This window comes from Ensifer meliloti (assembly GCF_030064585.1).
Taxonomy (GTDB): Bacteria; Pseudomonadota; Alphaproteobacteria; order Rhizobiales; family Rhizobiaceae; genus Sinorhizobium; species Sinorhizobium meliloti.
In genome coordinates this window covers 2,916,165-2,929,179 of record NZ_CP120365.1, presented here as the reverse complement: position 1 = coordinate 2,929,179, position 13,015 = coordinate 2,916,165, and the positions used below count along the sequence as shown (strand labels likewise).

The 13,015-nt window shown below is 63.5% G+C and carries 5 protein-coding genes; 2 read left to right on the top strand and 3 right to left on the bottom strand.

The annotated features are described in order from the left end of the window. Nucleotides 1–116: 116 nt before the first annotated feature. From pncB to PZL22_RS20890, 3 genes are all read right to left on the bottom strand, one after another. Complete coding sequence (gene pncB / locus PZL22_RS20900; protein WP_004435883.1) at nt 117–1,421, bottom strand: nicotinate phosphoribosyltransferase; 1,305 nt, start codon at nt 1,419–1,421, stop codon at nt 117–119. Between the two features lie 115 nt (nt 1,422–1,536). Beyond that, nucleotides 1,537–2,136 (bottom strand): bifunctional nicotinamidase/pyrazinamidase, encoded by a 600-nt coding sequence (pncA, locus tag PZL22_RS20895; protein WP_004435882.1) that lies wholly within the window; start codon nt 2,134–2,136, stop codon nt 1,537–1,539. Nucleotides 2,137–2,481: 345 nt separating this feature from the next. Then, on the bottom strand, nt 2,482–3,669 hold the full coding sequence (locus tag PZL22_RS20890; protein WP_013843956.1) for a polysaccharide biosynthesis/export family protein: 1,188 nt from the start codon (nt 3,667–3,669) through the stop codon (nt 2,482–2,484). A 403-nt stretch (nt 3,670–4,072) separates the two neighbouring features. Here PZL22_RS20890 and PZL22_RS20885 point away from each other — a divergent pair, with 403 nt between their 5' ends. Continuing rightward, the gene (locus PZL22_RS20885; protein ID WP_046066287.1) at nt 4,073–11,581 is read left to right on the top strand and encodes a type I polyketide synthase; all 7,509 of its coding nucleotides are present in this window, start codon (nt 4,073–4,075) and stop codon (nt 11,579–11,581) included. Continuing rightward, the gene (locus tag PZL22_RS20880; protein WP_004435872.1) at nt 11,578–12,993 is read left to right on the top strand and encodes an aminotransferase class I/II-fold pyridoxal phosphate-dependent enzyme; all 1,416 of its coding nucleotides are present in this window, start codon (nt 11,578–11,580) and stop codon (nt 12,991–12,993) included. Before PZL22_RS20885 ends, PZL22_RS20880 begins: the two co-directional genes overlap by 4 nt. Nucleotides 12,994–13,015: the final 22 nt, after the last annotated feature.

Sequence of the window (13,015 nt, the reverse complement as noted above, 5' to 3'; positions counted from 1 at the left end):
CCTCAACGACCTCATCATGGGGCAATCGGGGGGAAATTCAAGGAAATAGTGAGGTACCGCAATAAGTCATATGATTGAGGGATTCGAAGCCGCAGCCGCCGGTTTCTTTTCTCTCGTCACACCCGTACGGATTGCTCCACGAAATCCTCGCTGCCGAAAAATTTCAGATAGCGCTCGACCTCGGCTGGATCCCCCGTCGCCTTGCGCGGGTTGTCCGAGAGCTTGACGGCCGGACGGCCATTTGCCTCGCTGACCTTGCATACGATGGAGATCGGGTTGAGGCCGTTGATTTCGGTCGGGGCGCAGCCGGCGAAATCATTCGTCAGGTTCGTTCCCCAGCCGAAGCTCATGCGCACGCGCCCTTCGAAATGGCAGTAGGTCCTGATGATCGTGTCGACGTCGAGGCCGTCGGAGAAGATCAGAAGCTTCTCCCGCGGGTCTCGGCCCATCTTCTTCCACCAGGCGATGATCTTCTCGCCTCCCTCGATGGGCGGGGCACTGTCCGGCCGGAAGCCGGTCCAGTCCGCCACCCAGTCGGGTGCATCCCTGAGGAACGCGGCCGTCCCGAACGCGTCCGGGAGCACGATCAGGAGGTTGCCGCCATAGAGCTGGTTCCAGTCCTGCAGAACCTTGTAGGGCGCGGCCGCAAGCTCGCGGTCGTTGCGGGCAAGCGCCGCAGCCACCATCGGCAGCTCGTGCGCATTGGTGCCGACCGCCTCCAGATCATTGTCCATTGCCAGCAGCACGTTGCTCGAGCCTGTGAAGGACGAGCCGATGCCTTCCTTCAGCGCCTCGACGCACCAGCGCTGCCATAGGAAGCTGTGCCGCCGGCGCGTACCGAAGTCGGAAATGCGCAGGTTCGGATGCTCCCGCAACTGCTCGACCTTCGACCACATCTTGGCCTTGGCGCGGGCATAGAGGACGTCCAGCGTGAATGGGCCGAGCCCTTTCATCGCCGCGCGCGAGCGCAACTCGTTGATGATCGCGAGTGCAGGGATTTCCCACATCGTCGTCTCGGCCCAGCGGCCACGAAAGGTCAGTTCGAATTGGCCGTCACGACGCGACAGCTCGTATTCCGGAAGGCGGAATCTTGCGAGCCAGGCGAGAAATTCCGGCGAAAAGATCTGCGTGCGGCCATAGAAGCTGTTACCCGCAAGCCATATCATTTCTTTCTTGGTGAAGCGCAGGCCTCGCGCGTGGTCGAGCTGGTCGCGCAGTTCCTGTTCGTCGATCTCGTCGGCAAGGCGCACCGTCTTCGTGCGGTTGATCAGCGAAAAGGTCGCGTCCACGTCCGGATAGAGCTGCCAGATCATCTGCAGCATCAAAAGCTTGTAGAAATCCGTATCGAGCAGACTGCGGACGATCGGATCGAGCTTCCAGGTATGGTTATAGACCCGTCGCGCGATATCGGTCTTTGGCATGCAATACGCTCCTCTTGGACCGTCATGACCCGCTCTGACGCGAGGCGATCGTGGTCGATATCCTAAGTCCGAGCGGCGATGCGGCCGACGCCGCGCTTCCCCGTCCCGGGGGCGACTAGATCAGCCGGACGCCGGCATCGCGCATGCGCAGGGTCATGGCCGCAAGCGAGCCGTTCAGATCGATGCCACGGCAGGCGCCGAGCACCACCGACGTCGAAAAACCCTTGGCGACCGCATCGAGTGCCGAGAAGGCAACGCAGAAATCGGTAGCCAGGCCGCAAAGCGTCACGCTTCTTATGCCGCGCTCGCGCAGGTAACCGGCAAGCCCGGTCGGGGTCCGGTGGTCGTTTTCGAAAAAGGCGGAATAACTGTCGATCTCGCGACGGAAGCCCTTGCGTATGACGAGCTCCGCCGAGGTCCATCGCAGGGACGGATGAAAATCGGCACCGGCGCTCCCCTGGACGCAATGCTCGGGCCAGAGCGTCTGCTCTCCGTAAGGCATCGCCACGGTCTGAAACGGAGCCTTGCCCGGATGCGTCGAGGCGAAACTGGAATGGCCGGCCGGGTGCCAGTCCTGCGTCAGGACGACATGCGGCGACGCGTCGATGAGGCGATTGACGGCGGGTACGATTTCATCGCCGCCCTCGACCGCGAGAGCGCCGCCGGGGCAGAAGTCGTTCTGCATATCGATAACGATCAGGGCTTCGTCAGCCATTGCCTCTCGCAAATCCGGCCGAGCCGCATCGGCCATCAACAAATCGATCCCGATCACGATGATTCAGGTCGGATCGACCTAAGTCATGAACGTGATCGATTCTAATAAGTTAGAGCGGGATGCGGGCGGAAAACCGCATACACTTTTCCTCATCCCGCTCTAAACCAGATCAACCATAGAACGCGCGCGGCGGCAAGCATGTTCGACGCTCGCGACGCGAATCCCGGCGAACCTGCGAACCTTATAAAGGTGATTGACTATAGGACGTTAATGCATGCCGGCCGAAAGCATTCCGCCGGCAACCGCGTCGACACCGCCCACGCCTGGTGTCGGCCCACTCCAACGTCAGTTGTTGAAATCGTTGAGATTGTCGGCGACGTTCACGCCGGAATTCACGATACCGATCGGCCGTGCGACGAAATCGAGGAATTTCGTGATGTCGACAGAGGGATGGCGCGAGGCGTAGATGACGTCGCGATTCTTGACCGGGAAGGTCTGACCGACGATGAGGCTGTCCGGTTTCGTCATGTCGAACCGGTAGACGACCGGGTAGCGCCCGACGCGGTCGGCCTTCATGCCCTTGCTCAGCAGCTTGTGAAAACGCTCCTGCCCGAGCAGGCTCATGACGATATCCGGCTCCTCGTAGCGGAACACGAAGTAACCTTTGGCATCCACCGTCCGATCCGAGCCGCCGCCGGCGAGCGCCACGGCCTCGAGCAGGTTGAGATCGTTGGCGCCGAACTCGACGCGCTGATTTGCCCGCACCTGGCCGAGCACCGTGAAGGTGCGCGGATCGCGCGTCACGAATATCTGGTCGCCCGGCTTTACGTGAATGTTTTCCGAGGGGCTCTCGATGATCGACTTCAGCAGGACCGTGCCGGTCTTCTTGCCGCGCACCAGCGTCACATAGGTCTCGTAGGGCTGCGCCGATGGGCCGCCCGCCTTCGCGATGACCTCGTTGATCGTCTCGCTGACGAGATTGAGAGGCACGACAGAAGGACGGCCGACGGCACCGGACACCGTGACGATGCGCGACGCCGTCGACGTCGACGTCACGATCACGTCCGGCTCGACGGCCTTCTGTTTCAACGCATCGAGGATCGCCTGGCGCGCCTGCTCGAGCGTCAGGCCGGCAAAACGGACCGATCCGACATAAGGAATTGCCGCCTTGCCATCGGGCTGGACGACGAGATCGATGCTCGTCTGCTTCGATTCAGTTGTGGAAAACAGCCCGTCGCTGCCCGCCTCGAAGATCGTGACCTTCAGCTGGTCGCCAATGCCGATGACCACCTGACCGACGCCGCCGCCGATGCCGAAGCGGCGGCTGAGGGTTGTGGAAACATATTCGGAAACGAGCCGCGCCGACTGGCCATCGACATCTACAATATCAAATACCGTCGCGTTCCTTCTGCCGATCTCCGAGCCGGACTGGCCGGCATCCGAAACGATATCGGTTGTCAGAGGGCCCTCGCCCGGCACGGCCTGGCATCCCGCAAGCGCGGTACAAAGCAGAAGGGCAGTCACTCGTTTCACTACGACACTCCGTGTTCGGCACAGCAATGATTCCATACAGATATCTGCGCCGCATTTTCCCGGCAGGGAATCCGCCGGTCTCTGAAAAGCACAAAGGCCGTCCCACAACAAGCCACCTCGCCGCGACAGCCGGCAAAATAATCGAGACTGCGCTCTTCCGGCCATACCGCCTCGATATTGGTTACGAACCGTCGCCGTAATTGTATTGGATGGATCGCAGGAGACGTATATCTAGCCCTTCGGGGTTGAAAGCTAGGCACTATGAGTTAAAAGCTCACTAATACAGCGCAGGGGATAAAACCGGGGATACCCGCAGAGCAGGAATGTCGCCGATTGCAATTTACGTTAGACCTTGCAATGGGCTAAGACAATTTTAACGGCAGTTCAGAGCGTTCGATCTTACATGACGGTTGAAATCATAGGGCGTGCATGCCTTGCCCCGGGAGCGAAATCTCCGCAGGCGCTGTTCAAAATCCTTCGTCAGGGCAAGTGCACCGTGACCCGCGTCCCTTCGGACCGCTGGGACCTTGCGCGTTTCTGGCACCCGGTCATGGGCACGCCCGGCAAGACCTATTCGTTTGCCGCCGGCGTCCTCGACCATATCTACGATTTCGATCCCGCCGTTTTCGGGATGTCGCAGCGCGAGGCCATGTATATGGACCCGCAGCAGCGGGTTCTGTTGCAGCTCGCCTGGCGAGCGCTCGAGGACGCCAATATTTCCGTGGCGTCGCTGCACGGTGAAAATGTCGGCGTCTATGTCGGCGCCTCCAGCCTCGACCACGCCAATCTGACGGTCGACGATCCGGCTGCCGCCGGGCCCTACTTCATGACGGGCAATACGCTGTCGATCGTCTCCAACCGTATTTCCCACGTCTTCGGCCTGAGCGGCCCGAGCATGACCGTCGACACGGCCTGTTCCTCTTCGCTCGTGGCCCTCGATCAGGCGATGCGGGCGCTGAACGCCGGAGAGATCGACACGGCCATCGTCGGCGGCGTCAATATCCTCGCCCACCCGCTTCCCTTCGTCGGCTTCGCCCAGGCGCGCATGCTCTCGCCCGAAGGGCTCTGCCGCGCCTATGACAATGACGGCGCCGGCTATGTTCGCGCCGAGGGCGGCGTCGTCTTCGTCCTGCGCCGCACGGACCGGGCGCAACGCGAGCGCGACCGGAGCTATGCCCGGATCGTCGCCTCCGGCGTCAATTCGGCCGGGCGCACCAACGGCATCTCGCTGCCCTCGCGCGAGGCGCAGGCCAATCTGCTGAGGATGATCTACGAAGGCAACGGCATCGACGCCAACCAGGTTGCCTTCGTAGAAGGCCATGGTACCGGCACGAAGGTCGGCGACCCGGCGGAGGTCTGGTCCATCGGCACGGTGATCGGCGCGAAGCGCCGGGCTCCGGTGCCGATCGGCTCGATAAAGTCCAATATCGGCCATACCGAGCCGGCCTCCGGCCTGTTCGGGATGATGAAGGCGGTTCTGGCTCTGGAGAACAATTATCTGCCGGCCTCGCTGCATTTCGAGACGCCGAACGAGCAGATCGACTTCGACGGCCTCAATGTCCGTGTGACTGCCAATCCGATCGAGCTTCTGAAGGGCAAGCGGGCGCGGCTCGCCGGCATTAATTCCTTCGGCTTCGGCGGCGCCAACGCCCATGTCGTCATCAGCGATCCGGATCCGGCACAGGCGGAAAAGGCTGCGACCTCGCCGGCGGGCCACGTGTTTCTGGCAAGCGCCCATACCGCGTCGAGCCTCGAAAACCTGCTCAGAGACTATAAGGCCGCCTTTGCGGGCGCGACGAAGGAAGAGACGCGCGCGATCGTCGCCGCCTCCGGCGCCAATCGGACGCATATGCGCCATCGGTTCGCGGCGCGCAGCGATCATCCCGAAGATATCGTCCGGGCGATTGCCAACCACCTGGAAAAGCCCGGCTCCGATATCGGGGAGACGGGCGAAGCGGCCGCGAAAGAAGCAAAGGTCGCCTTCGTCTTCTCCGGCAACGGCTCGCAATGGGCCGGCATGGGTGTCGAGGCCTTCCGCGAGAATCTGCACTTCCGTCAGTCGTTCACTTCGGTCAGCGCCCTTTTCAGGTTCCATTCGGATATCGTCCTCACCGATCTCCTGACCGACCCCGGACTCGACAGGAAGCTCGCGGATACGAAGGTGGCCCAGCCGCTGCTTTTCGCGATACAGGCCGCGCTCTCCGACTCGCTCGTGGCCATGGGCATCAAGCCGACCGCCGTCTTCGGTCATTCGGTCGGCGAAATCGCTGCGGCTTATGCAGCGGGGGCGCTGTCGCTCGTCGACGCCGTGTCGATCGTCGCCAAACGATCGCTGCACCAGGACCTTCTGGCCGGCCAGGGCACGATGGCGGCCGTTATGCTGGGCGAGGAGGCAGCCAAGGCCTTCGCGGCGGAGCGCGGTCTCGACGATGTCTGCGTCGCAGCAATCAACGCTCACAATTCGGTGACGATCTCCGGCCCGGCGAACGAGATTTCGGCGTTCCGCGACGCTGCGCGCAAGGCGAAAATCCCGGTTCAGATCCTCGACATCAATTATCCGTTCCACCATCCGATCATCGACCGGGCGAAAGAGGCGTTCCTCTCCGATATCCCTGATATCGCCCCCCGCCGGACGGAGCTGGCCTATCTGTCGACCGTCACGGGTGCCGCGCTCGACGGGACTGCTCTCGATCCCGACTACTGGTGGAAGAACGTTCGCGAGCCCGTGCGTTTCCAGGCCGCTGCCGAGGCCGCGCTCGATCTCGGCTGCATGCTGTTCATCGAGATCTCGCCGCGTCCGATCCTTGGCTCCTACGTCAAGGAGACGATCAAGCAGGCGGCAGTGCCGGCTTCGGTGGTGGCGACATTGCTGCGCGACGCCGGCGCGAACGGCCACGATCCGATCTCCGCGTCGATGGCGCGCGCAGTCGCCCACGGTGCCGCCGTCGACCGGTCGCGTGTCTATGGCAAGCGGGACGCATTCATCGAACTCCCCGCGCTGCCCTTCGAGCCGGTGGAACTGCGGCCGGCGGCCACGACCGATGCGACGGATCTCTTCGGACGTTCCGCAAAGCCCTATCGGCTCAACGGCTGGCGCGGCGACCCCAATGCGGGAAGCTGGAAAAACCATGTCGACGCGCATCTCTTCCCGGATCTCGCCGAACACGTGGTCGACGGCAAGGCGATCCTCCCGGGCAGCGGTTTCATCGAAATCGCCGTTTCCGCCGCCCAGCAATATCACGGCAGCGACGAGGTCGAGATCACCAATCTGGAGATCGTCCGCCCGCTCGAACTGAGCGACAGCCGCATCATGGAACTCTCGACCATCCTGTCGCCGGAGACCGGCGACATCGAGATCCGGTCGCGCGAACGTCTCTCGGAAGACGATTGGACGGTGCATGCCGTCGCGCGAAGCCGCAAGCCCTTGCCGACGACGAGCAACGACTGTCCGTCCACCAAAGGCTTGGCGAAGACGGCGACCGTGACGGCGGCCAAGGCCTATGAAACGGCGAAGCAGTTCGGGCTGGACTACGGCCCGCAATTCCAGCTTCTCTCCAAAGCCGTGGCCTATGGCGACCGGCTTATCGACGTCGAGTTGAAGCACCCCCAGGCATCGGGGCACCCCCACGTCACCTACGCCCTTCATCCGATCTCGGTCGACGCGACCTTCCACGGCCTGGTCGCACTCTTCGACCGCTTCACCGGCGACAGGGGCGGCGCCCCCTATATTCCTGTCCGTTTCGGCTCCGTGCGCGTCGTCAATGCCGGCCGGCCGATCGCCCGCGCGACGATCGAGATCGAGCGGGTCAGCGCCAACTCGATCAAGGCACGGTTCCATTTCTTCGACGAGACCGGCGTCGCGATCGCACACTTCGAGGATTGCCGCTTCCGCCGTACCTATCTGCGCAAGCACAAGACGCTTGAAGGCCTTTCCTTCCACTATGAGGCAGTTCTGTCCGACGTGGTCATGCCCGGCACGAAAGTTGCGACGGCCATGCCTGCGACCCTGGCCGAGCCGATCGATGACAATGGCGTCGACAACGCGACCCTGCTCTTCAACGCCGCCATCTACCGCGCCTGCCAGGAAATTGCCCTGAAGCTCGGCAGGGGGACCGCCACAGTGCGAGGCGACGCGCTGCCCGGGGACTTCGCGTTCCAGTGCTTCCTGACGAGCTGCCTGCTGACGCTCGAGGATGCCGGCCTTTGCGAGCACCAGAACGGCAACTGGAAGGTCGCACGGGAGTTCTCGCTTCCGACCGTTCCGGAGATCCTTGGCGAGCTCTATGGCGACCGCCCCGATCGTGCGGTGGAAGCGGTGCTCGTCAACAACGCCTATGCGGAAGCACTCAGCCGTCTCGACGCGCTGCTTGGGCCGGTGCGTGCAGGCGACGACGCGGCTTCGTTCAATGCCGGTTTCATCAGCGAAGCGACGCTCGACCATCAGGCCGTGCATTCCGTGGCGAGCCGGTCGCGCATGGACCAGGTGCTTCATACGGTCGAACACGTTCTCGCTGCGCAGCCGGCAGGCGCCCGCCTGCGGCTCATCGAACTCGGCAGCGTCTCCGCCGGCTTCAGCCGCCGGCTGGCCGATCTGGCAGCGCGCAATGGTGCAGCACTTTCCATTTTCGAGCCGCGCGACAATGCACAACGGAATCTGGAAATCGCCTTCGAGGAGGATGCGCATGTGCGCGTTCTGAAGAAGAGCGAATTCGCCGATATCGGGCCGTTCGACCTCGCCGTCAGTGCTTCGGACAATCTCTACCAGCTGATCGAAGAGGAGAGCGGCGTCCGCACGGCCCTTCGCTCCATGCCCCCCGGAAGCGGGCTCGTCGCGGCCGTCAGCGCGCCGTCGATCTTCGCCGATTTCGCCCTGGGTCTCTCGGGCGGATGGTTCGAGCGCAGCCAGACGGCAGAATTCCCGATCGGCAGGATCGCGGCCGTACCCCATTGGCAGAAGTGTCTCGCAGATCTCGACCTCGGCGACGTGGTCGTGACGGATCGCGAATGCCCGCATGGGAACACCATCCTGATCGAGGCCCGGGGCACAGCGGCGGCAGGCGCGGGCGCCGAGCCGGGCGAAACCGGAACACCATATCTGCTGATCGAGACTGCCACTGCCCAGAAACCGGTCGCGGCCGGTGGAAGGAGTGCCGCTCCCGTCCGTGTGACAGGCGACCTTGCCGCAGATATGGCGACGCTCCGCGCAGCCCTCGAAGCCATGGGCGACAGACCGTTGCGCGCGGTTTTCATGTCCGAGGCGGAGCGCGCCGTCGGCGACGGTTCGGCCCTGCTGCAGACGCGTGTATTGGCGCTCAGCGCCTTTGCCGAGGCATTGAAACAGCATCTCGCCGGCGTCGAGCCGGAGGGCGACGACCGGCCGCGCCTTGTGCTCGTGGCCCCGGGCGGCGCTCCCTTATCAGCCTCGGCAGGCTCCGGGCTGAATTCCGGATTGTGGGCCTTCGCCCGCGTCCTTCAGAACGAGTATGAGTTTATCGACGTTCACACGCTCGATCTTGCCGGTGATGCCGACATCGGCCGCAAGGATATGCTTGCCGCAGCGCTTCCCCTGCTGACGGTTTCGGGACAGAACCGGGAATGGCTGCTCGACCGTAAGACGGGCCTGCTGTCGGAGCTTCGGGCCGTACCCGGCGCAACGAACAAGGCTGACGGGAAAACCAACGCCTTCGCGGCCGCGACCATTCGCCAGCGCGTCAGCTCGCAGGTTGCAAGCATCGCCTGGGAAGAGGCGAGCGTACCGGAGCCGGGCCCCAACGAGGTCGTCGTTGCCGTCGCGGCAACCGGCTTGAATTTCCGCGACGTGATGTGGGCCATGGGCCTGTTGCCGGAAGAGGCGTTGGAAGACGGCTTCGCCGGGGCAACCATCGGCATGGAACTGTCCGGCCACGTGGTCGCGGTCGGCGAAGAGATCGACGATCTCGCGGTCGGCGATGCGGTGATGGCCATCGCCTCCGCCGCCTTCTCGACCCATGCGGTCGTCGCGCGCGCCGGCATCGCCAAGCTGCCGCGAGCGTTGAGCCCGGTGGCCGCGGCCACATTGCCGGTCGCCTTCCTTACCGCCTACTACGCCATTGTCGAGCTCGGCCGCATTCAGGCTGGAGAGACGATTTTGATCCACGGTGCTGCCGGCGGCGTCGGCCTTGCCGCGCTCCAGGTCGCAAAGCTCAAGGGCGCCAAGGTCATCGCCACGGCGGGAACGCGCGAAAAGCGGCGCTTCCTGACGATGCTCGGCGCCGACCATGTCTTCGATTCGCGTTCGCTCGGCTTCGTCGAGGATGTCCGTTCGGTCACCGGCGGGGAAGGCGTCGACCTCGTGCTCAATTCGCTTTTCGCCGAAGCGATGGAGCAGAGCCTCTCGCTGGTGAAACCCTTTGGCCGGTTCCTGGAACTCGGCAAGCGCGACTATTACGCCGACAGCAAGATCGGGCTCAGGCCGTTCCGCCGCAATGTCAGCTATTTCGGCATCGACGCCGATCAGTTGCTGGTGAATGCGCCGGATCTGACCAGGCGCATCTTCATGCAGATCGGAGCGCTCTTCGAGGAAGGCAAGCTCACGCCGCTTCCCTATCGCGCCTTCGATTACGATGAAATCGGCAATGCCTTCCGGCTGATGCAGAATGCCGGGCATATCGGCAAGATCGTGGTGCTGCCGCCCGTTGCCGGCAGGCACGAGGTGACGGCGAAGGCTGTGAGGGGCATGAAGGTCGACCCGGACGGCGTCCATCTCGTCGTCGGCGGCATCGGCGGCTTCGGCCTCGTCGCCGCCAACTGGCTCGTCGAGAAAGGCGCACGCCGTATTGCGCTTTGCTCCCGCCGAGGCCAGCCGGATGCGGAAACGCGCGCGATGATCGAGCGCTGGCAGAATGGCGGCGTTGCGGCTTCGGTCCATGCTTGCGACATCACGGATGCCGCGGCCGTGGAGACGCTTCTGGCGACGCTTCGTTCGGAAGCACCGCTTCGCTCCGTCGTTCACGCGGCGATGGTGCTCGACGATGCGCTGATCAGCAATCTGAGCCGCGAACGCAACCGGCCGGTCATCGAAACGAAAGCCAAGGGCGCGGCAATTCTCGATCGCCTTACCCGTGGTGACAGGCTCGACAACTTCATCCTGTTCTCCTCGGCGACGACGCTGGTCGGCAATCCCGGCCAGGCGAACTATGTCGCCGCAAACGGCTATCTCGAAGGCCTTGCCCGTGCACGGCGCCAGGAGGGCCTGGCAGGGCTCGCCATCGGCTTCGGCGCGATTGCCGATGCCGGCTACCTGACGCAGAACGCCGATGTCAACGACCTGCTCGCCAAGCGCATCGGCAAAACGGCGCTGAAGGCCCAGGTGGCGCTCGACATGGTGGAAAACCACGTCGCCGCGGATCCGGGCACGGTCGACGCGGCCGTCGTGATGATTTCGGAGATCGACTGGACGGCTGCGCGGAACCTGCCGGTCGCCCGCAACGCGCTCTTCGAGGTGATCCTGCGCAGCGCCGATCAGCATGCCGCAGGCGCCGAGGGCACGACGATGGATCTCGTCGCCATGATCGAAGGCAAATCGCCGCAGGAGGCCGAGGACATCCTCTTCGATCTGGTGGCCGGCGAGATCGCTGCCATCCTTCGTGTCTCGAAGGATACGGTCACTCGCGGAAAGATATTGAAGGAGATCGGCCTCGACAGCCTCATGGCCGTTGAACTCGGCATGAGTTTCCAGCAGAACACCGGCTTCGACATGCCTTTGAGCGGCGTCGCGGACAATACCACGGTCGGCGACATCGCGCGCAAGCTCCATGAAAAAGTAAGCAAGCGTGACCAGGGCAACGAGAACGAGGCCGGTGACGACAAGCTTGTAACAGAACTCACGCAGCGTCATGTCGGAGCGGACAAGGAAAAAGCACTGAGTCAATGAGCAACGATGGAAACGGCCAGACCTTCCCGAAAATGAACAGCAGTCTCAAGGAGAGCCTGTTGGACAGGATGCGGAACACGCATCAATCGTCCGAGCGCAACCGGATGGCGCGCTCGGAGCGGGAGTTGCCGCCGGCTCCGCGTCGCCAGCAGGCGCGTTTCGAGGATCTGCCCGAGTATAAGCAGGTCCTTACGCAGAAGATCGCCAGCGAGCAGCTCGGCATCGCCAACCCGTTCTACCGGCCGCATCAGACGGCAGCCGGTGCGACGACGATGATCGATGGCCGCAAGCTGATCAACTTCGCCTCCTATGACTATCTCGGGCTCAACCGGCATGCTCACGTCCTCGAGCGGGCGCGCGAGACGATCGCCGGCTTCGGGATTTCCGCGTCGGCGAGCCGCCTCGTTGCCGGCGAACGGCCGCAGCATGTGGAGCTCGAAGAAAAGATCGCGCAATTCTACGGCGTTGATGCCGCCGTCTGTTTCGTAAGCGGCTACCTGACGAATGTCGCCGCGATCAGCTGCCTGATGGGGCCGAAGGACCTCGTCATCCACGACGAGTTCATCCACAACAGCGCGCTCGCCGGGATCAAGCTTTCAGGTGCGACACGCCGCTTCTTCAAGCACAACGACACCGCGGATCTCGAGCATGTCCTGCGCACCGTCGCCGGTGACTACCGGCGCATCCTGGTGATCGTCGAGGGCATCTACTCGATGGACGGCGACGTCGCCAATCTGCCGGCGCTTCTGAAGCTCAGGGCCGAATACGGCTTCTGGCTGATGGTCGACGAGGCGCATTCGCTCGGGGTCCTCGGCCGGCACGGCAGGGGCCTCGCCGAACATTTCGGGGCCGATCCGCACGAAGTCGACATCTGGATGGGAACATTGTCGAAGACGACGTCGAGCTGCGGCGGCTACATAGCAGGAAGCGCCGCCCTGGCGGCCGTGCTAAAGGCATCTGCCGGCGGCTTCGTCTATAGCGTCGGCCTCGCGCCCGTGCTTGCCGCATCCGCGGTCGCCAGCCTCGACATCCTGGCAAGCGAACCGGAACGCACGGCGGCGGTGAGACGCAACGGCAGCCTGTTCCTGAAGCTTGCCAAGGAGGCCGGCCTCGATACCGGGCTGAGCGGCGGCTTTTCGGTCGTGCCTGTCATCGTCGGGGATTCGCTGCGCGCCGTCCAGCTTTCGAACGACCTGCTCGCCGCCGGCGTCAACGTCCTGCCGATCATCCACCCGGCGGTGCCGGAAGGACAGGCGCGCTTGCGCTTCTTCATCACCTGCGACCACACCGAGGAACAGATCCGCCGCACCGTCACATTGACGGCTGAACGCCTGAAGGATCTCACCGACCGCAATTTCGGCCTCGGCGGCGTCGATATCGAGAAGATGCTGAGTGCGCTCTCGGCGCGCTGACCACCAGCCGCCGCAGGCGGGC